At 69.1% G+C, this 22066-nt stretch carries 20 protein-coding genes; 9 read left to right on the top strand and 11 right to left on the bottom strand.

Features of this window, described 5'->3' with window-relative positions:
* Nucleotides 1-243 precede the first annotated feature (243 nt).
* The 5 genes from ACWD4G_RS43095 to ACWD4G_RS43075 all read left to right on the top strand — a co-directional run bounded on the left by ACWD4G_RS43095 (nucleotide 244) and on the right by ACWD4G_RS43075 (nucleotide 2845).
* Entirely contained in the window at nucleotides 244-966 is a 723-nt protein-coding gene (locus tag ACWD4G_RS43095) for a hypothetical protein (protein WP_451303746.1), read from the top strand.
* 19 nt (nucleotides 967-985) lie between these two features.
* Nucleotides 986-1177 carry a hypothetical protein gene (locus tag ACWD4G_RS43090; RefSeq protein ID WP_451303740.1) on the top strand — a complete coding sequence of 64 codons (192 nt, stop codon included), beginning with the start codon at nucleotides 986-988 and terminating at the stop codon, nucleotides 1175-1177.
* A gap of 120 nt (nucleotides 1178-1297) precedes the next feature.
* Nucleotides 1298-1714, top strand: a complete 417-nt coding sequence (locus ACWD4G_RS43085; RefSeq protein ID WP_451303738.1) for a BlaI/MecI/CopY family transcriptional regulator — start codon at nucleotides 1298-1300, stop codon at nucleotides 1712-1714.
* A gap of 9 nt (nucleotides 1715-1723) precedes the next feature.
* Complete coding sequence (locus tag ACWD4G_RS43080; RefSeq protein ID WP_451303736.1) at nucleotides 1724-2257, top strand: amino-acid N-acetyltransferase; 534 nt, start codon at nucleotides 1724-1726, stop codon at nucleotides 2255-2257.
* 252 nt (nucleotides 2258-2509) lie between these two features.
* Nucleotides 2510-2845 carry a histone-like nucleoid-structuring protein Lsr2 gene (locus ACWD4G_RS43075; RefSeq protein WP_451303734.1) on the top strand — a complete coding sequence of 112 codons (336 nt, stop codon included), beginning with the start codon at nucleotides 2510-2512 and terminating at the stop codon, nucleotides 2843-2845.
* On the opposite strand, the gene ACWD4G_RS43070 is transcribed toward ACWD4G_RS43075, so the two are convergent.
* Nucleotides 2784-3428 carry an SCO3374 family protein gene (locus ACWD4G_RS43070; protein WP_451303732.1) on the bottom strand — a complete coding sequence of 215 codons (645 nt, stop codon included), beginning with the start codon at nucleotides 3426-3428 and terminating at the stop codon, nucleotides 2784-2786. The genes ACWD4G_RS43075 and ACWD4G_RS43070 overlap by 62 nt on opposite strands.
* A 461-nt stretch (nucleotides 3429-3889) precedes the next feature.
* On the opposite strand from ACWD4G_RS43070, the gene ACWD4G_RS43065 reads away from it, so the two are divergent.
* A complete protein-coding gene (locus tag ACWD4G_RS43065) occupies nucleotides 3890-6415 on the top strand; it encodes an ATP-dependent Clp protease ATP-binding subunit (protein ID WP_451303730.1) in 2526 nt (841 codons plus the stop codon).
* A gap of 128 nt (nucleotides 6416-6543) precedes the next feature.
* Here ACWD4G_RS43065 and ACWD4G_RS43060 read toward each other — a convergent pair whose 3' ends face one another.
* A complete protein-coding gene (locus ACWD4G_RS43060; RefSeq protein ID WP_451303728.1) occupies nucleotides 6544-9918 on the bottom strand; it encodes an NACHT domain-containing protein in 3375 nt (1124 codons plus the stop codon).
* On the bottom strand, nucleotides 9918-10283 hold the full coding sequence (locus ACWD4G_RS43055) for a trypco2 family protein (RefSeq protein WP_451303726.1): 366 nt from the start codon (nucleotides 10281-10283) through the stop codon (nucleotides 9918-9920). The genes ACWD4G_RS43060 and ACWD4G_RS43055 overlap by 1 nt, the downstream gene beginning before the upstream one ends.
* 539 nt (nucleotides 10284-10822) lie before the next feature.
* On the opposite strand from ACWD4G_RS43055, the gene ACWD4G_RS43050 reads away from it, so the two are divergent.
* Nucleotides 10823-11440 carry a M23 family metallopeptidase gene (locus tag ACWD4G_RS43050; RefSeq protein ID WP_451303724.1) on the top strand — a complete coding sequence of 206 codons (618 nt, stop codon included), beginning with the start codon at nucleotides 10823-10825 and terminating at the stop codon, nucleotides 11438-11440.
* A 162-nt stretch (nucleotides 11441-11602) separates the two neighbouring features.
* Here the strand turns inward: ACWD4G_RS43050 and ACWD4G_RS43045 are convergent, their stop codons facing one another.
* Nucleotides 11603-11791 carry a hypothetical protein gene (locus ACWD4G_RS43045; RefSeq protein WP_451303722.1) on the bottom strand — a complete coding sequence of 63 codons (189 nt, stop codon included), beginning with the start codon at nucleotides 11789-11791 and terminating at the stop codon, nucleotides 11603-11605.
* A gap of 192 nt (nucleotides 11792-11983) precedes the next feature.
* Complete coding sequence (locus tag ACWD4G_RS43040) at nucleotides 11984-12598, bottom strand: TetR/AcrR family transcriptional regulator (protein WP_451303720.1); 615 nt, start codon at nucleotides 12596-12598, stop codon at nucleotides 11984-11986.
* Between the two features lie 281 nt (nucleotides 12599-12879).
* Here ACWD4G_RS43040 and ACWD4G_RS43035 point away from each other — a divergent pair, with 281 nt between their 5' ends.
* Nucleotides 12880-14439, top strand: a complete 1560-nt coding sequence (locus ACWD4G_RS43035) for an MDR family MFS transporter (protein WP_451303744.1) — start codon at nucleotides 12880-12882, stop codon at nucleotides 14437-14439.
* 215 nt (nucleotides 14440-14654) lie between these two features.
* Here ACWD4G_RS43035 and cseC read toward each other — a convergent pair whose 3' ends face one another.
* From cseC to ACWD4G_RS43005, 6 genes are all read right to left on the bottom strand, one after another.
* Nucleotides 14655-16061 (bottom strand): two-component system sensor histidine kinase CseC, encoded by a 1407-nt coding sequence (cseC, locus tag ACWD4G_RS43030; protein ID WP_451303718.1) that lies wholly within the window; start codon nucleotides 16059-16061, stop codon nucleotides 14655-14657.
* Between the two features lie 23 nt (nucleotides 16062-16084).
* Entirely contained in the window at nucleotides 16085-16792 is a 708-nt protein-coding gene (cseB, locus tag ACWD4G_RS43025; RefSeq protein ID WP_451303716.1) for a two-component system response regulator CseB, read from the bottom strand.
* 108 nt (nucleotides 16793-16900) lie between these two features.
* Nucleotides 16901-17581 carry a hypothetical protein gene (locus ACWD4G_RS43020; RefSeq protein ID WP_451303714.1) on the bottom strand — a complete coding sequence of 227 codons (681 nt, stop codon included), beginning with the start codon at nucleotides 17579-17581 and terminating at the stop codon, nucleotides 16901-16903.
* Nucleotides 17569-18117: a SigE family RNA polymerase sigma factor gene (locus ACWD4G_RS43015; protein ID WP_451303712.1), complete on the bottom strand. Its 549-nt coding sequence runs from the start codon at nucleotides 18115-18117 to the stop codon at nucleotides 17569-17571. The genes ACWD4G_RS43020 and ACWD4G_RS43015 overlap by 13 nt, the downstream gene beginning before the upstream one ends.
* Before the next feature lie 379 nt (nucleotides 18118-18496).
* Nucleotides 18497-19480, bottom strand: a complete 984-nt coding sequence (locus ACWD4G_RS43010; protein WP_451303710.1) for an A/G-specific adenine glycosylase — start codon at nucleotides 19478-19480, stop codon at nucleotides 18497-18499.
* A 284-nt stretch (nucleotides 19481-19764) separates the two neighbouring features.
* Nucleotides 19765-20793 carry an LLM class flavin-dependent oxidoreductase gene (locus ACWD4G_RS43005; protein WP_451303742.1) on the bottom strand — a complete coding sequence of 343 codons (1029 nt, stop codon included), beginning with the start codon at nucleotides 20791-20793 and terminating at the stop codon, nucleotides 19765-19767.
* A 334-nt stretch (nucleotides 20794-21127) separates the two neighbouring features.
* Here ACWD4G_RS43005 and ACWD4G_RS43000 point away from each other — a divergent pair, with 334 nt between their 5' ends.
* Entirely contained in the window at nucleotides 21128-22012 is an 885-nt protein-coding gene (locus ACWD4G_RS43000; RefSeq protein WP_451303708.1) for a hypothetical protein, read from the top strand.
* The last annotated feature ends 54 nt before the right edge of the window (nucleotides 22013-22066 follow it).

The following is a 22066-nucleotide window of genomic DNA, read 5'->3' as shown; positions in this document are numbered from 1 at the left end:
CGCTGTTCCCGGCGCCGCTAAATGTTGGGGGGGGGGCCGGTGCTTTTTAGGGGCGCGGGGAACTGCGCGAGCAACCACACACAACCCGCACCCGCCAACCAACAACTCACCCCCGAGCTCTTGGGCGCCGGGGCCCGCCCCTTATGGGTGGTCCCCGGCGCCACGCGTGTGCATCGGCCCGCTTTTGTCTGATTAGCGCGTATCTTTCGGTGCATGCCCACGCCCCACGGAACCCGCGGCGGCATGGCGTTCGGTGCGGAGGAGCTGCGTGTGCTCCGTCGTGCCCTCGCCCTCGCCCTGAACCCCACTCCCGCCTCGGCCGAGGACGTGCAGGACTGTCTCCGGCTCGCCGAGTCCGTCGACGAGGCGACCCGCGAGGACGCCCGTCTCAGGGCCTTCCTGCTGGCCGACCTCGCCCGCTACCGCGCCGCGCTCCCGGGCACGGTCACGGGCTACGCGGCGCTCCTGGAGGAGGCCCTGGACGTCGGGTACCGGCCCCAACCGGACGACCTCGCCGCACTGCGCGCCCTGCGCGGCAATCCCACCGCCGCCGCCCTCCTGGACCGCTGCCGGCCCCTCGCCGAGCAGGACGTACGGGCCCGTTTCGCGGGGCAGGCCGCCCGCGCGGTGCTCGTCCCGACATCCCGTTCCGCCGCCGGCCACCGCTCCCGGACCCGGCTCACCGCCCTCCCCGGTGGACGCGCGGAGCGGGCCGCACACGCGCGTGCCGGTTACAGCCATGGGGCCGCGTCCGACGAGCCCGCGAAGCCCGCCAAGCCGAAGCCGGCCCGGCCCGCCCGTCCCTCGCGGCCCGCCGAGCCCGCCGAGAAGCCGGGGCCGGTGCCCCGCCCCGACGCCCCGCGCCCGGCGCGCAAGCCCATCCCCACACCCGGTGAGGTCTTCCCGCCCAAGCGGAAACCCGCCGCCCCGCCCGCCAACCCGCCCCACCAGTTGGCGGCCGTGTAGCCCTGGCTACCCTGGACCCATGGACTACGTCTCCGCGCTGCTGCCCCCCTTCGTGATGGCCGTGCTGTTCATCAGCGTCATCAGGGTGATCGTGAAGACCCAGGGCGGCTCCAACAAGGCCAAGGAGGACGCGGCCGTGGACGCGGCGTACGCCCGCGCGGAGGCCGCCCGCCAGGCCACCCCCTCGGACAGCAGGGACGCCGGCGCCTGACGCCGCCTCCCACCAGCGCCCCCCCCGCGCCCCCATCGGCGTACGACTCATGTGGTTTTCGAGTCGTACGCCCTTTTTGTTCGCTATCTCCGGATATTGTGCGGAACTGTGCCTCGCCCATTGGGAGAACTCGAAGACGCGGTGATGACGCGGGTGTGGAAGTGGAACCGCCCGGTGACCGTTCGGGAAGTCCTGGAAGACCTTCAGCGGGAACGGTCCATCGCGTACACCACGGTGATGACCGTTCTGGACAATCTCCATCAGAAGGGCTGGGTCCGCCGTGAGGCGGAAGGCCGGGCCTATCGATATGAGGCTGTCTCCACTCGTGCCGCCTACGCCGCCGCACTCATGAACGAGGCATGGTCGCAGAGCGACAACCCGGCGGCCGCTCTCGTCGCCTTCTTCGGGATGATGAGCGAGGAACAGCGACAGGCCCTCAGCGACGCCGTACGCATCGTCCAAGGCCCCGAATCCGTCGAATCGTCCGGCGAATCACAGGGGACCCCCGGCCAATCCCCGGATCGTCCCGGGCGATAGCGTCCGCTCATGCCAGCAGTCAGTCCCGAAGTCACCTCAAAAGCCATCACCGTCCGCCGGGCCCGGACCAGCGATGTTCCGCACGTACGCGCCCTCCTTGACGCCTACGTCCAGCGCCGCATCCTGCTCGACAAACCGACGGTGACGCTTTACGAGGACATCCAGGAGTTCTGGGTCGCGGAACGGGACGACAACGCCCAGGTCGTCGGCTGTGGCGCGCTGCACGTGATGTGGGAAGACCTCGCGGAAGTCCGCACTCTCGCGGTGAACCCGGAGGCGAAGGGTCTCGGCGTCGGACATCAGTTGCTGGAGAAGTTGCTGCACACCGCGCGCTGGCTGGGTGTTCGCCGGGTTTTCTGTCTGACCTTCGAAGTGGAGTTCTTCGCGAAGCACGGCTTCGTGGAGATCGGCGAGACACCGGTGGACACCGATGTCTACGTGGAGCTGCTGCGTTCCTATGACGAGGGTGTCGCGGAGTTCCTCGGTCTCGAACGAGTGAAACCGAACACCTTGGGCAACAGCCGGATGCTTCTGCATCTGTGATCGCCGGGCGACCCCTATTCGAAGCGGGTCGCCTTGCCCCGGTGCCCTATGTCCGAAACGCACATGTTTCCGGTCTTCCCCGGGGCGCACGGTCTCTCCTCGCCCTCTCCCCGGTCTCTCCCAGGGGTTTGTGTTTTCTCTGGAAAAGCGGTTTGCTTTCCGACGTACTGCAGTACTGCATATAAGGGGACGTGAAACAGCGGCTCGTGCCGCAGGCCCTCGGCCCTGTAGTTATCGATGAAAGGAAATCCGGTGGCACAGAAGGTTCAGGTCCTTCTTGTCGACGACCTCGACGGCGGCGAGGCGGACGAGACCGTGACGTTCGCGCTGGACGGCAAGACATACGAGATCGACCTCACGACCGCCAACGCGGACAAGCTCCGCGGGCTTCTCGACCCCTATGTCAAGGGTGGCCGTCGCACCGGAGGCCGTGCTTCGGGCGGCCGTGGAAAGGCCCGCGCCGCTTCCGCCGGCAGCCAGGACACCGCGGCCATCCGCGCCTGGGCGAAGGAGAACGGTTACGAGGTCAACGACCGCGGCCGCGTTCCGGCGACCATTCGCGAGGCCTACGAGAAGGCCAACGGCTGAAGGTCTGGGAAAAGGCCAGCGGCTCGGTGCTCGCGCGCCGCAGCCGGACGCGGTGGCAGGCAGTCGCCACCGTGTCCACCACTCGCACGAGGTCGGGGGTGCCCCCAACGCCCCCCAGCGCCGACATCGTCGGCAGCGAGGCTTCCACCTCGCGCCCCGGCTCGGGGGGCCGCAGCCAGACAGCGGCCCCCTGTGAACCGGCACCGCGTCCTCCGGCCGCTTCCGGAGGCGGTGGCGCCACCATGTGACCCCCCGTTCCCACGGCTGTGAGGTCCAGGTCCACGCCACCCCAGTCCAGCCACTCCAGCAGCCCCGGCACCTCCTCCGCGCCGCCCGCCGCGACCAGCAGCAGCATCCGCCCGCCGCGCAGCGCCACCGGCGAGCCCGGTTCCGGGACCGGGCCCAGATGTCTGAGGGCCGCGCCGCCCGCCTCCGCCGGGACGTCGAGCACATCGAAGCGCAGGCCCGTAATGAGATGTACGGGAGTGCCGGGCACGGTCGCCCAACCCAGATCGTTCTCGTACCAACGCCGTACCACTGCGCTCGGGTCGAGCGGTCGGCGGGGAAGGGGGACGATGGCCATGTCAGGAGCAACCGTGCGAAGGAGCCCGGAGTTACGCTGGGTGTCAGTGCGGGTGCGTAGAGTGCCGGAGAAGGGGGCGATCCGCAGTGGAAACCGGCGCAAGGATGTTCGCCCTTAGCGGAGGGAACCGGTGCATCCGGCATGGAGTGTCAGTGCCTACGGGTAAGACATCCCTAGTGGGAGGGGGCGACACGCAGGAAAGGCCGTTTCGCGTTCGCCATCGGCGTACTGATGGTGAGGGTAACCACCTGGCCTGCGGGAACATCGTCTCGCACCATCGGGTTGGAGCAGATGTCGGCGTTCGGGGTCAGGAGGCAGTGACTCTGTCTCCGCGAGAGCGGAGGTGATCCGGACGGTGTCGGCAGTTGGAATGAGCGGTCCCCGCTCGCGGGACTAAGCTGCGGAAGGACAGTGAGGGGAGCGTCCCCTCAGTGCCTGACCGCTCTGAGGAGCGATAAACGATGTTCGAGAGGTTCACCGACCGCGCGCGGCGGGTTGTCGTCCTGGCTCAGGAAGAAGCCCGGATGCTCAACCACAACTACATCGGCACCGAGCACATCCTCCTGGGCCTGATCCACGAGGGTGAGGGTGTCGCCGCTAAGGCCCTGGAGAGCCTCGGGATTTCGCTCGAGGCGGTCCGCCAGCAGGTGGAGGAGATCATCGGCCAGGGCCAGCAGGCCCCGTCCGGCCACATCCCCTTCACCCCCCGTGCCAAGAAGGTCCTGGAGCTGTCGCTCCGCGAGGCCCTTCAGCTCGGCCACAACTACATCGGCACGGAGCACATCCTGCTCGGCCTGATCCGTGAGGGCGAGGGCGTCGCCGCCCAGGTCCTGGTCAAGCTGGGCGCAGATCTCAACCGGGTGCGGCAGCAGGTCATCCAGCTGCTCTCCGGTTACCAGGGCAAGGAGGCCGCCACCGCCGGCGGTCCTGCCGAGGGCACGCCCTCCACGTCCCTGGTCCTCGACCAGTTCGGCCGGAACCTCACCCAGGCCGCTCGTGAGTCCAAGCTCGACCCGGTCATCGGGCGCGAGAAGGAGATCGAGCGGGTCATGCAGGTGCTGTCCCGCCGTACCAAGAACAACCCGGTCCTGATCGGTGAGCCCGGCGTCGGCAAGACCGCCGTCGTCGAGGGCCTCGCCCAGGCCATCGTCAAGGGCGAGGTGCCCGAGACGCTGAAGGACAAGCATCTCTACACGCTCGACCTCGGCGCCCTGGTCGCCGGCTCCCGCTACCGCGGTGACTTCGAGGAGCGCCTGAAGAAGGTCCTCAAGGAGATCCGCACCCGCGGCGACATCATCCTGTTCATCGACGAGCTCCACACGCTGGTCGGTGCGGGTGCCGCCGAGGGCGCCATCGACGCCGCTTCGATCCTGAAGCCGATGCTGGCCCGCGGTGAGCTGCAGACCATCGGTGCCACCACGCTGGACGAGTACCGCAAGCACCTGGAGAAGGACGCGGCCCTGGAGCGCCGCTTCCAGCCCATCCAGGTCGCCGAGCCCTCGCTCCCGCACACCATCGAGATCCTCAAGGGTCTGCGCGACCGCTACGAGGCGCACCACCGCGTCTCCATCACGGACGAGGCCCTGGTCCAGGCCGCCACCCTGGCCGACCGGTACATCTCGGACCGGTTCCTGCCGGACAAGGCGATCGACCTGATCGACGAGGCCGGTTCCCGGATGCGTATCCGCCGGATGACCGCGCCGCCGGACCTCCGCGAGTTCGACGAGAAGATCGCCGGTGTCCGCCGGGACAAGGAGTCCGCGATCGACTCGCAGGACTTCGAGAAGGCCGCCTCCCTCCGCGACAAGGAGAAGCAGCTCCTGGCCGCCAAGGCCAAGCGGGAGAAGGAGTGGAAGGCCGGCGACATGGACGTCGTCGCCGAGGTCGACGGCGAGCTGATCGCCGAGGTGCTGGCCACGGCCACGGGCATCCCGGTCTTCAAGCTCACCGAGGAGGAGTCCAGCCGCCTGCTCCGCATGGAGGAGGAGCTGCACAAGCGGGTCATCGGCCAGGACGACGCCGTCAAGGCGCTGTCGAAGGCGATCCGCCGTACGCGTGCCGGTCTGAAGGACCCGAAGCGCCCTGGTGGTTCGTTCATCTTCGCGGGCCCGTCCGGTGTCGGTAAGACCGAGCTGTCCAAGGCGCTCGCCGAGTTCCTGTTCGGTGACGAGGACGCGCTGATCTCCCTCGACATGTCGGAGTTCAGCGAGAAGCACACGGTGTCGCGTCTCTTCGGTTCGCCCCCCGGATACGTGGGCTACGAAGAGGGTGGCCAGCTGACCGAGAAGGTCCGCCGCAAGCCGTTCTCCGTCGTCCTCTTCGACGAGGTCGAGAAGGCCCACCCGGACATCTTCAACTCGCTGCTGCAGATCCTGGAGGACGGTCGCCTGACCGACTCCCAGGGCCGGGTCGTGGACTTCAAGAACACGGTCATCATCATGACGACCAACCTCGGCACCCGGGACATCTCCAAGGGCTTCAACCTGGGCTTCGCGGCCTCGGGTGACACGAAGACCAACTACGAGCGCATGAAGAACAAGGTCCAGGACGAGCTCAAGCAGCACTTCCGGCCCGAGTTCCTCAACCGTGTCGACGACGTCGTCGTCTTCCCGCAGCTGACGCAGGCGGACATCCTGCGGATCGTCGACCTGATGATCAGCAAGGTGGACGAGCGCCTCAAGGACCGGGACATGGGCATCGAGCTCTCCCAGTCCGCCAAGGAGCTGCTGTCCAAGAAGGGTTACGACCCCGTGCTGGGCGCCCGGCCGCTGCGCCGGACCATCCAGCGCGAGATCGAGGACACCCTCTCCGAGAAGATCCTCTTCGGCGAGCTGCGCCCCGGTCACATCGTGGTCGTGGACACCGAGGGCGAGGGCGAGTCCCAGACCTTCACCTTCCGGGGTGAGGAGAAGTCGGCCCTCCCCGACGTCCCGCCGATCGAGCAGGCGGCCGGCGGCGCCGGGCCGAACCTGAGCAAGGAGGCGTAGCGCGGGCACAGCCGCTGCGCTCGGCTCGAACAGAAGGGGCTGCCCCGGGACTTGGGTCCTGGGGCAGCCCCTTTTCTTCCATGGGCCCTCGCTGTGTGACGTTCTCGGCCGGGTGACTTTCTCGTTGGTCATTCGATCCCGACGAGGATCGACGGATGCGCCACCAGCCCGTTGACGTTGATGACCAGGTTCTTGTGGCCGCGCAAAGGAGTCAGATCGAGCTGGACCCCTTCCTCGACCACGAGGTTCAGTTGCCGGAGGGCCGGGAAACCGTGCGCGATCTTCAGGGCGGAGCTGGGGAGACTGATCCCCGTCAGAGTCAGGGTGGTGATTTTCGGCAGGGTCAGGGGGGTGATTCTCGGCAGAGTCGAGGTGATGATTTCCCACGGAGGTTCGCGGAGCCCCGGCAGACTCAAGGAATCCGTCGAGAACTGAAGACGGTTCAACTCAGGGGCTCGGGCGGCGGCATGAAGCAGGGCGGAAACGTCGCACTTCCCGGCAACGGTCAGCACCTCAAGGCGGGCCCAATCGGCCAGGTCATTGATCAACAGGGGCGATTGACCGGTCAACGAAAGCCTCTTGACGGACCGGTGGCCCGAAGGAAGGGGAATATCGCTGTCGATGGGCGTCCCCTTCAAGTGCAGAGCCGTCAACCGGTCCAGACGCTCCAAAGAAGTCAGGGCCGACCTCGGCAATTTGCCGATGGCGAGAACGAGTTGGTCGAGTCCCTGCCCTTCCAGGGGAGAGAGATCTCGGAGTCTCGGGCACACATCGACGACCAGTTCCTCCAGACCGGACTGGTCGCGCACGAAGGAAAGGTCGTCGAGGAGTTCGTTCGGCGGCACATGGATTGCGCGGTACCGCCCGTGCGGGAGGTGCTTCGACAGTTCCGCTCCACTGACCGGGACTTCGATGCACAGTTCCCCGATGGGGCCACAGTGACGCAGGCTGTGCACCATGTCGGTGGTCGTGGCGACGACCCTGATGTCGGACAGTTCCATGTGGGCCAGGACCTCACGGGCGTATTCGTCCGCCGGATACAGCGACCAGGCGCCCGCGATCTGTTTGCGGACCTTTTGTGAGCTGTGCCGCGCGAATGCCCGCAGGCGTGGCAGGGACGAGGAGCCCCCGATACTGACGACGAGATCCACGACAGCCGTCGCCTCTGCGGCGCTCAGTGTTCCCGGGCCGGGAACGAGCGGCAGAACGTACTCGCCCAGCGATGCCACATTCTCCAACTCGGCGATACCCGTCGGCGGAATCAGCTGTCTGACGCGTTCAGCCGCCCGGGCGCGTAGCTCCTCGTCCAGTACGACCGCGCTCTGGGCGCATCGGGCGGCCAGCACATGGAGGTCCGACCGTGTCCCGCGGTCCGACGCCCGGTCGCCCGCCGCGATCAACTCCTCGACCAGCCGCCGGACTTCTCCCCGATTGCAGTGCCCGACCGCCAGCAGGATCACGTCGTGCCATTGCTCGTCCCCCACATGGCGCAGCAACTCGCCCAGACTGTCACTCTCCTGGAGTTCCTTCGCGGCCAAGTAGTCCTGGAATGTGCGGTGGATGAACTGAATCACCCGTTCGTTGCGCTCCTGGAGGAGCCCGCTGCGGTTGAGGAGGTGGACCAGGACGGCGGCCGGTGAACCTTGTTCCCGTACCTGCGGCATTCCCCGCATCGCCAGCTCGATCTGATGCTCCGCCTGGGCGTGGCTGAACTCGACATAGCCGCCGCGGGCAAGCCACGCCGCGATGCGCTGGAGGAGTTGCTGGTGTTCCTCCACTCCAAGGGCGATGCCCTCCGGCGCGGCCACTCGTCGAAGCGTGTCGCGGCCGCCGAGCAGCATGCTGAGTGCCGCGTTGTACAGGGACCAGCGGGTTTCCGGGAGGATTCCCCGTCGGCGGCGGTGCAGGGCACACACCACGGCGGCGAGCAGAGGGGTCCGGGCCAGGTTGCGGAGGGTGCGGTTGCGTCCCAGCTCCTTGGCGAGTTCCTTCTCCAGCAGCCGCAGATGCTCGACCTCCGTCGCCGCCCGGTAGTGGTCCTGGAAGCCCTGGCACTCCAGGCGGGCCGCAGCGTGCCACGCCTTCGAGAAGGCCAGGACGTCATTGTCCCGCATGGGGAGGAGCCGCAGTTCTTCGAAGCCGTCGCCGTCCAGCCAGTCGCCCGGCACGGCGAGCGGGCGCACGGTCATCAGACAGCGATTGTGCGGGTACATCGCCAGCAGGTCGGTCAGACGGCGGCGTGCCGCCTCCCGGCCTGCGGGTGGGATCTCGTCCATACCGTCGATGAGGAGCAGGGCGCGACCGGACTCCAGGACGCGTTGGGCCCAGCCGTCGGGGATCGTGCCGATCTGTAGTTCGGCGACCGTCGGCAGGTGGTCGGGCGTCGGGAACGCTGTGCCGAGGCTGCGCAGGCTGCGCATCGGAACGACGAAGGGCACCAGGTCGTTCAGTTCGGCGAGCTCGTGGCCGAGGGCGCCGCAAGCCGCGTGCGAGGCCAGCCACCACACCAGGGTCGTCTTTCCCGCGCCCGCCTCACCGCGCAGCAGGGTGCGGGGGCGGTCGGTGAGAAGATCGTGGATGCGCTGGGGCACGGATGCGGCCTTCGGTTCCGCCGGCGGCGGGTCTTCCGGTGACCGGTCGTACTCGTAGTACCAGCCGCCCATGGTCCTGGTCTCGGAGGGCCGTGCCGCCGACACCGCCTCCAGACTCAGATAGGCCGTGTCCAGGTCCCAGCTCGTCTCCGTGGTGCCCAGTTCGTCGATGCCGAAGATCTCGGTCTTGCGGTAGCGGATCTGGAGGGCGCGGGCGTAGTGGCGCTCGAAGCGTTCGTCCTGCTGGTGGAAGCCGGCGACGGGTTCCAGGACGGCCGGAATGTGGCTGAGTTCGGTGCCGACCGCATGGCGGGGGAAGCCCGGCGCGTTCAGAATCCGGTCCACGGGTACGGCGTTCACCCGGCGATGGGCTCGGCCGTCCGGAACCTCGGTGACCAGGCCGAGTAACACCGCGCCGGCGAACAGCGGTCCACCCGAGAGCCCGGCCAGGGGTGAGGCGATGCCGGGCGCCGCGCTCACCGCGGCCCTGTCGAACTCGCACACCAGCGTCTGGCGCAGCCGCCCGGCCATCGGCAGCACGGTCCCCGCCAATTGGTCGTACTCCAGATGGTCCTCGGTGCCGTACCGCTGAACTGCCGGGAATCCCACGACCTGACAGCCGGGCAGCGGATCGGAGGTCACGAGGGTGCCCCAGCGTAATGTCGGGAGGGCCCATTTCTCCGGGGCGACCAGATCCTCGCCGGTGAGGAGGAGAGCCGCGTCGAGGGTGTCGTCCCGCCACAGCGTCCGACTGGGGATGGGCTGTTCGCCGTCCGGATGAGCTGTACGAATCCACTCCTCGTCCCGTAGGACGTGCGCGCAGGTGAGCACGAGGCGTGGGGACAGCAGGACCCCGGAACCCTGCGTGCCCGCCTGCACCACCACGGTCCGTTCGATGGCCGACCGGAGCATTACGGCACCGTGGGCGGTGTACGACGGCCGAAGTCGGAGACGCTGCCCTCGGTGTCGTTGCTCACCTTCAACGGACCGCCGGTACGGGCATCGTGGGCGCGCAAGGTGAAGCTGACCTTGTGCGTACGGGTGTCGGCGTACGCGCCGTCCGCACCGGCGTCGAGAACCCAGGCCTTCACCCGTGTCCCGGCCTTGATCTCTCTGCGTAGCTCCACCGTGAACTCCATCTGGATTTCGCCCAGTTCGAAGACGACGTCCTGGCCGGCGGAACGGCGCGCGGCGGTGAGGAGTTCGTCGCGAATGGACTGCACGGCGTCGGCGAGTTCGATGCGCGGGGGCTCGGGGGCGTTCGGAGTACTGCTCATGGGCTGCCTCTCGTGGGTCGGGAGGAGACGGCGTTCGTGGCTCGCGCGGTTCGGCAAGAGGCGGGGACGCCCGAGTGGGTCGTGCCGATGAACGGCCGCCCAGCGGTGCACGGCTCCTCCGGTTCGGGGAGGCGGCAGTTTATCGGGGAGGCCCGGAGTGGTAGCCCGCGTCACATTCCGGGGGCGTCGAAGCCGCTTGGCCGGTGACATGGCGCACAGGGCGTGGGTCACGTACTAGGTGGGGTAGTGGTGGATGGCTGGTGGGGCAAAACGGACTTTTGGGGTGTGGGGTGAGGGGGAGGGGCTGGGGTGCAGGTGAGGGTGGGTTTGGGGGGTGGTGTCAGGACGTGGGGGGAATTTCTGTTAAGTACGAGGTTCGGTCGTAGGTCACACGTTTGAGGTGGTTCGGGGGGTGGGGGTACCAAGGGGTGTCCCATGCGGAGGCCGTCGTTGTCCGCCGGATGGGATGCGTGTGCGGCGAGGTGCCTGTCCGGGCTCTCGCGGCGCCTTCCCCGTCTCCGTCCCCGTGAGGTACCCCCATGTCGCAGCGTGTTCGCACCCCCCGTTCCCGTATGTCCCAGCTCCGTGTCCGGGTGGCCGTCGTGGCCGCCGGTGTGGGGGTCTCGGGCGTGCTGGGGGTCGGGGTCGCGGCCGCCGCCGGTGCTCAGGCCTCCGGTGCGGCCCAGGGCCAGGTCGCCGTTCAGGTCGCCGCGAAGAAGGCCCCCGCCAAGAAGGCCGTCTCCTGGGTCAGCCCGGTCAAGGGCTACACCCTCAGCGCCAAGTACGCGCAGTCCGGCGGTATGTGGGCGGCCAAGCACAGCGGGCAGGACTTCGCCGTCAAGAGCGGTACGAAGGTCGTGGCCGCGCACGGCGGCACCGTGGTGAAGGCCGGCGGCAACGGCGCCGGTGACGGTCCCGCGTACGGCAACGCCGTCGTGATCAAGCACGGCAACGGCACCTTCTCGCAGTACGCCCATCTCTCGCGGGTCGACGTGAAGGTGGGGCAGGTCGTCAAGACCGGCCAGCGCATAGCCCTGTCCGGCAACACCGGGAACTCCAGCGGCCCCCACCTGCACTTCGAGATCCGTACCACCGCGAACTACGGCTCCGCCGTGGACCCGGTCGCCTTCCTCCGCGCCAAGGGTGTCACCGTCTGACGGGTCGCCTTCCCGGCCTCCGGGCCCTTGGGCACTCGTACGGCCGTGCGGTCTCCTGTCCGCGCGGCCGTGCGGTCGTGTCGGCGGAGATCTGCGCGGTCGTGTCGGCGGAGATCTGCGCGGTCGTGTCGGCGGAGATCTGCGCGCCGGATGCGTTCTGGATCAGCAGGGGCCCATGTCCTGGCCCGTGCCGCACATCGCGGCGTTGTCGCCGAAGGTGATCAGGAGGAACAGGGTCAGGGCCAGTACGACGGCCGCCGCGCCCGCGGCCACCAGGCCCGAGGTGTGGCGTCTGCGGTAGGACTCCTCGCGTTCCTCGTCGGTCATACGGGCGTAGTCGTCGGCGTCCACGGGGCCTCCTCGTACCTGTGCCCGGGGGTGTCCCGAAGGCTCCGAAGGTCTACCCACAACCTCAAGCTCTCAAGTGCTTTCATGGGGGCTTGTGGTGGTTTGTGGGGCGCTCGTGGCTCGTGCGTCGGCAGGAGGTGGACGGCGGGCGGCCGTACGCTCCGGGGCGGCGCGGCGTGCGGCGCGCGGGCGCGGCTACGGCTTCTCGGGCGCGGCTACGGCTTCTCGGGCGCCCCCGTGATGGCCATGCGCCTGGGTGACCAGGTCGATCGCCACCTCCAGGACCGCCTGGCGCTTCTCCTCGGGGGCGCCTTCGAGGTCGCGCATGACGAACATCCCGGCGTGCATGGTGAAGATGGCGCTTACGCACCGGACCTGGTCGGCGAGGGCGGCGTCCGGTTCCTTGATGGCGTCGATCAGGCGGATCATGCGCTCCTTGAACGTCTCGCCGACGCTCAGCTCCCGTACGGTCGCCTGGTTCTCCTGCATGAAGCGGAACAGGGGGGCCGCGCCGGTCAGGGACTCGCTGTAGCGGCGGAGGATCTCCTGCTTGGTCTCCAGGGTGCGCGGCTGGGTCTCCGCCCAGGCGATCAACTCGTCGATCGGGCGCCGTAGATCCTCGAAGAGGCCGACGAGGATGTCCTCCTTCGTTCGGAAGTGGTAGTAGAGGGCCGCCTTGGTCACCTCCAGGCGCTCGGCGATCTCCCTCAGCGAGGTCTTCTCGTATCCCTGCTCGGCGAAGAGTTCGAGGGCGACGTCCTGGATGCGCTGCCTGGTGTCGCCGCGGCGCTGTCGCTTCGTCTCGTCCATCCCCGTCTGCTCCTCACCTTCGGCCAGGTCAGGGCGTGGCCGTATGCCAAGCCTCGGTCAAGGCCTCGAAACTTACTTGACGCCCGGCTAGTTACGGGCCAAGCTTCCCTTAGTGTAGTGAACTAGCCGGTCGACAGGTAAGTCCAAAGAAGCGCAGCTGAGCAGGGCAAGTGGTGGGGAAGATGGCAGAGAAACAGACGGGGGCGAGCGTGGCCGAGGCGGCGGTGGAGGCCGAGGACGCAGTGGTGGCCGAGGCGGCGGTCGGAGCCGAGGACTCGGTGATGGACGGGCCCGGCGGCGCATCGGGGAAGCAGCCGCGCAGTGTGCGGGTCGTACTGCTCGCGCTGATGATCGCGATGCTGCTCGCGATGCTCGACAACATGATCATCGGTACGGCGATGCCCACGATCGTGGGTGAGCTGGGCGGCCTCGAACACCTCTCCTGGGTCGTCACCGCGTACACCCTCGCGACCGCCGCATCCACGCCCATCTGGGGCAAGCTCGGCGATCTCTACGGCCGCAAGAGCGTCTTCATGACCTCGATCGTGATCTTCCTGATCGGGTCGGCGCTCAGCGGCATGGCCCAGGACATGGGGCAGCTGATCGGCTTCCGCGCCATTCAGGGGCTCGGCGCCGGTGGCCTCATGGTCGGCGTCATGGCGATCATCGGTGATCTCATACCGCCCCGGGAGCGCGGCAAGTACCAGGGCATGATGGCCGGGGTCATGGCCCTCGCCATGATCGGCGGACCGCTCGTCGGCGGCACCATCACCGACAACTGGGGCTGGCGCTGGTCCTTCTACATCAACCTGCCGCTCGGCGTGATCGCGCTGATCGCCATCAGTGCCGTACTGCATCTGCCAAAGCCGTCCCGTGCGGGAAGGTCGGCGCGGAGCATCGACTATCTCGGCGCCGCGCTGCTGACCGTCGGCATCACGGCGATCGTGCTGGTCACCACCTGGGGCGGGACCGAGTACGCCTGGGACTCGGCGGTCATCATGGAGCTGGCCGCGATCGGGGTGGCCTCACTCGTCGGGTTCGTGTTCGTGGAGAGCAGGGCGGCGGAGCCGGTGATGCCGCTGCACATCTTCCGCAGCCGGAACTTCACGCTGATGGCCGTGATCGGGTTCATCACCGGCTTCGTGATGTTCGGTGCCGTGCTCTTCCTGCCGCTGTTCCAGCAGTCCGTGCAGGGCGCGTCCGCGACGAACTCCGGGCTACTGCTGCTGCCCATGCTGGGCGCGATGCTCGTCGTGTCGATGATCGCCGGGCGCGTGACCACGAACAGTGGGCGCTACAAGGTGTTCCCGCTGGTCGGGAGCGTGCTGATGATCGTGGGGCTGTTCCTGCTGGCGCAGATGGACACCGGGACGAGCCGGCTGACGTCCGGGGTGTACATGGCCGTCGTCGGTGCCGGTATGGGCTGTCTGATGCAGATCACCATGCTGGTCGCGCAGAACAGCGTCGAGATGAAGGACATGGGGGTCGCGTCCTCGACTTCGACCCTTTCGCGGACCCTCGGCTCGTCCTTCGGTGTCGCCATCATGGGCGCCCTCTTCAACAACCGGGTCGCGGACGTCATGGCCGAGCGGGCCGGTGAACTGGGGTCCAAGGTGACCGAGCAGTCCGCCCAACTCGACGCGGCGAGCCTCGCGAAGCTGCCGGAGCCGGTGCGGGAGGCGTACCAGTACGCGGTGGCGAGCGGCACCCATGCGGCGTTCCTGCTGGGTGCCGGGGTGGCCGTGCTGGCCCTGGCGGCGGCGGTGTTCGTACGGGAGGTGCCGCTGCGGGGGGCCGGCGGCGCGTCTGAGGAAAAGGAGACGGCGGCTGGGGCGGCTTGATCGGGTGCGGGTGCCCTCCGGGGGTGAGCGTGAGTTCGGGTGCGGGTGGGTGGGGGCTGGTCGCGCAGTTCCCCGCGCCCCTGAAAAAGCGGGCTGCGCCCAGCTTTTTCATCCGCCCGCGGCCCCGTATCAGGCCGCAGGCCTGAAAAGGGGCGCGGGGAACTGCGCGAGCAACCCCCACCCGCCCGCAGTCGCCGAACAAGCTGCCCCCCGAGCTACTGGGCGCCCAATTCCCCCGGCGGAGCCGAAAAGCTCGGCATCGGGTAGCTGCCCGTGTTGGTCGGGGCGTGTTCCGGTAGCCACAGGACCGCCACCGCCCCCTCCGCCGGTACGTCCGGAGGCGCTCCCGCCGGGCGGACGTTGCGGAAGGTCAGACGGGCGCCGAGGACGCGGGCCTGGCCGGCGGCGATGGTCAGGCCCAGGCCGTGGCCCTGACCGGCCCGGTCGGAGGCGCCGGTACGGAAACGGCGCGGACCGTCGGCCAGCAGATCCTCCGGGAAACCGGGGCCGTGATCGCGGACCCGGATCACCCGGCCCTCCACCGACACCTCGATGGGCGGCTTTCCATGCTTCGCCGCGTTGGCCAGCAGATTGAGCAGCACACGCTCCAGACGGCGGGGGTCCGTCGTGACCGCCGACTCATGGACGATCTGTACGCGCACGTTCGCGTCCTTCGCCGCCACCCGCCGCGCCACGAACTCGCCCAGCATGATGTCCTGCAACTCCGCCCGCTCGGACGCCCCGTCGAGGCGGGCCACCTCCAGCACGTCCTCGACCAGCGTCCGCATGGCCTGCGCCCGGTCGCGGACCAGCTCCGAGGGGCGGCCCGGAGGGAGGAGTTCCGCCGCTGTGAGCAGGCCGGTCACCGGAGTGCGCAGTTCATGGGCGATGTCCGCCGTCACCCGGCGCTCCGCCTCGATGCGCTGCCTCAGCGTGTCGGCCATGGCGTCCACGGCCCGCGCCAACTCGGCCGTCTCGTCGCGCAGGACCCCGCCGATCGCGTCCTGGACCCGGACATCGGTCTCGCCGTTCGCCACCTGGTTCGCCGCGTCGGCCGCCTTCCGCAGCCGCCGGGACATCTGACCGCCGATCAGCACCCCGAGCGCCGATCCGCCGAAGACGACCGCGATCGACCCGATGAGCAGCGCCTGATCGAGATCGTCCATGACCGTGGAGCTGTGGTCGGTGAAACGGGTGTGCAGGGAGAGGACGCGGCTGTCCTGGAGGGGGACCGCCGCCCAGATGTCCGGTACGCCGTTGGTGCCCTCGGACACATAGGTGGCCCTGCGGCCCTCCCTGACCTTGGCCATCAGGTCCGCCGGGATGCCGGGGTCGTTGATCCGCACCCCGAACGCCCCGGACTTCAGCGGGCGGCCCGACTCGTACATCCGCTGGGCGACCTGGATGCGCTGATCGGCGAGGTCGCGCGAGTTGTCGAGCATCGACACCCGGGCCGCGTTGTGCACGACCAGGCTGAGCGCCACCGCCACCATCGTGCCGACCAGCGCGATCGCCGCGCTCAGCTGCCAGCGCAGCCCGGTGCGGATGCGCGAGGTCCCCGTGGCGGCGGCGCCCGGCGGCACCTGGGGCGCCCGCCGACGTCGTATCCCCCTCATGTTCATGTCGATCCCGACCCCGATCCCGCTCAGGCCTTCAACTTGTAGCCGAAGCCGCGGACCGTCTCGATCCGGTCCTGGCCGATCTTCGTGCGCAGCCGCTGGACATGGACGTCGACGACCCGGGTGTCACCGCCCCAGCCGTAGTCCCACACGCGTTCGAGCAGCTTGTCGCGGGAGAGGACCGTGCCGGGGGCCGAGGAGAATTCGAGCAGCAGCCGCATCTCGGTCGGCGTCAACGCCACCGGCTCCCCGGCCCTGCGCACCTCCATGCCCTCGGTGTCGATCACCAGTTCGCCGAAGGTGAGCACCCCGCCCGTAGCGGCCGATGCGGCCTCGTCCGCCTTGGCGTCACCGCCGCCGGCATGGCCGAAACGGCGCAGCACCGCGCGGATACGGGCGACCAGCACCGCCCCGTCGAACGGCTTGGTGACATAGTCGTCGGCGCCCGCCTCCAGGCCCAGCACGACGTCGATGGAGTCGGCCCGCGCGGAGAGCATGATTACCGGAACCGTCGACTCGTCCCGGATACGGCGGCACAGCGAGACCCCGTCCAGCCCCGGCACCATCACATCGAGCAGCGCGATGTCGGGCCGGTTCGCGCGGAACGCCTCCAGACCCGACAGCCCGTCGGGCATGGCCGTGACCGCGAAGCCGTCCCGCTCCAGCGCCAGCTGGGTGGCCTCACGGATGACGTCGTCGTCCTCGACGAACAGGACATGGGTCTGCTCTGCCATCCCGATTCTGGTCCGCTCTCGTTGTGGTGGGTGATCAGGGGTGATCAGGGGTGATCACTGGGTTCGATCACTGGATTTGATCCGAGGTCGATCAATGGTGGCCGACGGTCAGCCCGGCTCCGGTGTGGCCGTGTCACCGCCGCCGACGGAGGTGCTGTACTCGGTCCGCGTACTGGACCCCTGGACGAAGCGGCCCGACAGCCAGCGGTAGGTGGTCACTTCCTCGCTGGAGGGGTACGCGGCCGGGTCGCCGTTCGCGTCATTCTCGTACAGCTGCCGGGTGACCAGCAGATCGCCCCGGTCGATCTCCGCGTAGACGGGCGGCTGTTCGGAGAGGAAGACGCTCTCGTACTTCCCCTTCTCCAGCCGGTACACATACGAGGCCACACCGACGGCGTCCGCGCAGGTCATCACATTGACCACGATGTCGTCCGTCGAACCCCCGGTCAGCGTCCCGTAGATCACGTCGACCGGGTACTCGTCGGCCACACACGGCTGCAAATCGCTCTTCACCGTCTTGCTGACGTCCGGATCGGCCCGGACCATACGGACGACCTCGTCCACCGGCGGGTGATCGCTCTCGGCCGAGCCGGAGGCGGACGGGGAGGCGACACCCGCCGCGAGGGAGTCGCTGTCGGCCGGGCCCTCGTCGCGCGCGCCGGTGCCGCCCGTGCCGCAGGCGCTGACGAAAAGGCCGAGGGCGGCGAGCACGGCCACCGCCGTGATCACCGCCTTCGTCGCCTGCCGGGCCCCTGGGTCCGGGCCGGCCGCTGTGCTCAGGCCGCGCAACGCTCCCGCTCCTCACGTTCGAGCACGCGTGCGGCGCGCTCCTCGCTGTCCCGTGACTCCAGCTCCTCGCGGAGCCGCGCCAGCGCCCGGTGCAGCGTGCTCTTGACCGTTCCGGCCGACATACCGAGGGCGGCGGCCGTCTCCTCCGTGGACATCTGCTCCCAGTGTCGCAGCACCACGACACTGCGCTGCTTGGGAGCGAGCACCTTCATGATGTCCATGAGGAGCGCGCGGTCCGCGTGCTGTTCGGTGGAGTCGTCGATGGACGCGTCCGGGAGCTGCTCGGTCGGGACCTCCTCCAGCTTCCGGGCCCGCCACCACTCCGTCCGCGTGTTGATCATGACCCGGCGCAGATACGCGTCCGCCAGCCGCTTGTCCGCGATGCCCTCCCAGCGGCCGTACGTCCGCGCCAGCGCCGTCTGCAGCAGATCCTGGGCGTCGACAGGGTCCGGGACCAGCCGGCGGGCGCTGCGCAGCAACGCGTCCTGCCGAGTGCGGACGTACTCCTCGAATTCGAGCACCTCGCCGTGCGCCATTCCAACCGCCTCCGTTCCCCGTTGCCGCCGCGGACGCTCCTGGTGCGCCGTCGGTGGTCCGCCGCATTCGCTGCTTCGGTCCGTGCGTTCCGCGTGTTCCGCGGTACGGCAATGAAGCTACGGAGGGGTTGTCACGGCGATGTCCGAGCCAGCCTGCGGAGAACGCTCGGCTGTCCGTCGGTTGTGTAACAGAGGCGGGAAAGGGGTACGGCGGCACGGGCTTTGAGGGGTTTATGGGGTGATTTGCCCGGCGGGGTTGTGTGTCGGCTTGTGTTGCGGTGCTGCCTCACCGATGCGTTGCCGATGGATTTCCGGGGGCTCGGCGATGTGTGCGCTGTGAGGCGTCGGGTGATGTGCCGGGCGGGGTGCAGGTGGGGCGTCAGGTCAGGGGGAGGCGGTAGAGACCGCCGGGTAGGGGCTCCACGAGACCGTCGGCGACCAGACCGTCGAGGGCGCGGGCCCGCTGGATCGGCTCGTCCCACACCCGGTCCAGGGCCGCCTGCGGTACGGGCGCCACCGCGTCCCGCAGTACGGCGAGGAGCTTGCCGCGGACCTGACGATCGGTACCGGCGTACGTCTGACCCCGGCGGGCCGGACCGTCGTGCGCGGGCTTCCCGGCCAGCAGCCAGGCGCACTGCCCGGCGATCGGACAGCGCTCGCAGGACTCGTTCTTCGCCGTGCACACCAGCGCGCCCAGCTCCATCGACGCAGCCGCCCAGCGCGACGCCGTCCCGTCGTCCTCCGGCAGCAGCGCGCGGGCCAGCTTCCGCTCGGCGGCCGTGGTGGCGTTCGGCGGGTACTGCGTACCGGTGACCGCCCGCGCGAGGACCCGCCGCACATTCGTGTCCAGCACCGAGTGCCGCTGGCCGTACGCGAACGACGCCACCGCCGCGGCCGTGTACTCACCGATGCCGGGCAGCGCCAGCAACTGCGCGTGATCCCTCGGTACGTCGCCGCCGTGCCGTTCCGTTATGGCCGCCGCCGCGCCGTGCAGCCGGAGCGCGCGGCGCGGATAGCCGAGTCTGCCCCAGGCCCGGACCGCCTCGCCGGGCGGTTCCTTCGCCAGGTCCGCGGGGCGGGGCCAGCGGGTCAACCACTGCTCGTAGACGGGCAGTACGCGGTTGACGGGCGTCTGCTGCAGCATGAACTCACTGACCATCACACCCCAGGGCCCCGCCTCGGGCCGCCGCCACGGAAGATCACGGGCGTGCGCCTCGAACCATGCGATCACTGGGGGGTGGAGGGGGGAGTCGGTGGGAGTGGGGGTGGGGGTGGTTGGGGGGTTCGGAGTGGGGGAGGGGGCGGTGTCGTTTTGGGGCGGTGTGGGCTGCGGGGGTGGTGTGGGTTTCGTGGGTGCAGTCATGGCAGGGCCGATCCTGCCATGTCGCTCCGCTGGGTGGGGCGGGGCGCGTCGGGGGAGGGGTGGGTGGGGTTGTTGGGCGGGTGCGGGTGGGTGGGGGTTGCTCGCGCAGTTCCCCGCGCCCCTGAAAAACCGGCCTGCGGCCTGCTTTTTCATCCCCCCGCTCAAGGCCGCGCCCAGTTATCAGGGCCGTAGGCCCTGTCCTTTAGGGGCGCGGGGAACTGCGCGACCAGCCCCCACCCACCCGCACTCGCCACACAACTCCCACCACCCGAGTCAGTGGGCGCTCAGGCGGCCGGACTCCAGCCCAGTTCGGGGCCGAGCTTCGTCGCGATGTCCGTGAGGATCTGGACGTAGTCCTCGTGGCCAAACGTGAAGGGGAGCGCGAAGGCGACCTCGTCCACTTCACGGAACGCCGCGTGGACATGCAACCGCTCGGCGATCTCCGCAGCCGTACCGACCAGGTCCGGCGCGAACAGCAGACGGCCCACCCCCTGCGGCGCGGCCGTACGCGGCAGACGAGCCGCCGCGTACGCCTCGTACTTCGCCCGCTGCCCCGCCGTCGCCGAGTCCGTCGGGATGACGACCAGTCCCTGGGAGACGCGGGCGCGCTCGCCATCGGGGTGGTGGGCGCGGAACTCCCGGATGTGGGCGAGCTGGATCTCGGCGAAGTCGGGGGACATCGACGTGTCCTCCGCTTTGACGACGCTGCTGGTCAGGAAGTTCATGCCGTTCTCGCCGGCCCAGCGCGCGGAGCGCGTGCTGCCGCCGCCGTACCACATACGGCCGCCGAGGCCGGGGGAGTGCGGCTGCACGCGGTCGGAGAAGGTCTCGAAGCCCTCGGTGCCGCTGAAGTCGGTGGCGCGTTCGCCGCGTACGAAGTCGAGGAGGCGGCGGACCCGTTCGAAGCCGAAGTCCTCGGCGTCGGCGGTGTCCGGGTAGAGCGCCGCCTTGACGGTGTCGTAGCGCATCGGCGGTCCCACGCTCACGCCCGGGTTGAGCCGGCCGCCCGCGAGCAGGTCGACCGTGGCCAGGTCCTCGGCGAGGCGGAGCGGGTTCTCCCAGCCCAACGGGATGACGGCGGTGCCCAGTTCGATACGGGAGGTGCGCTGGGAGGCGGCGGCCAGGACCGCGACCGGGGAGGAGATGCCGTACTGCAGATGACGGTGGCGCAGCCAGGCGCTGTCGAAGCCGAGCCGCTCGCCCAACTCGATGATCTCCAGCGTGGACTCATGGCCCCGGCGGGGGTCCGCCTCGTCGAACAGCCCGATGGTCAGAAAGCCCAGCTTCCGCAATGGCCTTGAGCCCGGCGATATGACTTCGTCCACCGTCTTCCCCGATCTCCTCCGTCTTCGCCCGTACCGATTGTGGCAGGTGGGGGCAGGGAGGAGGGCGGTCGGGCCGGCATCTTGGCCAATGGTGCAAGGGTGCGATTGCGAACGGGTGGGTGGGGGTGGGGAGTTGGTCGCTCCGGTTTCGTCGGCGTCGTAACGGAGGGTGCCCAGGTGGTCCTTGTGGTCACGTAACGTGATCAAGGGCTGCTCGGTGGGGCTCGGGACGAGGGCTTCCGGGATGATGATCCGGAAAAGTTGAGGTTCAGGGCGGGGTGTGGGGCAAGGTAACTGCCGGATCTCTCGTACAGTTTGCGCCGTGGGATCTCTGCGCAATCCGGTCGGGCCGCTTCCCTCCACCATCTACTGGCGACGGAGGGCCATTCTGGGCGCCGTCGTCGGTGTGCTCGTGCTCTTGATCGTGTGGATCGTCACCAGCGGGGGCGATGGCGGCACGAACAACGCGGGTGACTCCGACGGCAAGAATCCCGCGCCCTCCATCACCCCTGGCCCGTCCGGTTCCGGGCCCGCGATCAGCGAGGCGCCGGGCGGGCGCGACGAGTCGGGCGACGAGTCCAGCTCCGCCGGCGACAGCTCGGGGGCGAGCGGGTCGAGTGGTTCCAGCGGGTCGAGCGGGTCGAGCGGGTCTAGTGGGTCGAGTGGATCGGACGGTTCGAGCGGGGGCTCGGGGTCCGGTTCCGGGAGCGGCGACGGCGACAGCGGTGCGGCCGGCTCCGGCGGAGGCACGGGCGGCAGCGGTGCGACCACCTCGGGTGAGCAGGTACCGGCGAGCTCCGGGCTCCCCGACTGCACCGGCAGCGCCGTGAAGTTGAGCCTGCGGAGCGTGCGCAACGCCTACGACCCCGGGGTGAACCCCTCGTTCGAGATCATCGCCCGGAACTCGTCCGGCAGTGACTGCAAGCTCGATCTGGGGCCGGACAACACGGTGGTGACGATCACTCAGACCGGCGCCGACGATCCGTTCTGGTCCTCCGACGACTGCCATGAGAGCGCGGGCAGCCTGTTCTTCCGGGTGCCGGCCGGTGAGACCATCACCTACGCCCTGGAGTGGAACCGGGACCCGAGCGCGCCCAACTGCGCGACGCCTTCGGCGGGTTCGGCGACCGCCGGTACGTACTTGGTGGAGGCCGCGGCGCCCGGGCTGGCCACCGCGCGGGTGTCCTTCGTGTTGGAGAAGGACTGAGCTGTGCCCATGAGCCGGGTGCGTCGGCTTGTGGGTTGGCTTGTGGGCGGGTGC

The organism is Streptomyces sp. NPDC002643 (assembly GCF_053592555.1).
This window is presented reverse-complemented; position numbering and strand designations above follow the sequence as displayed.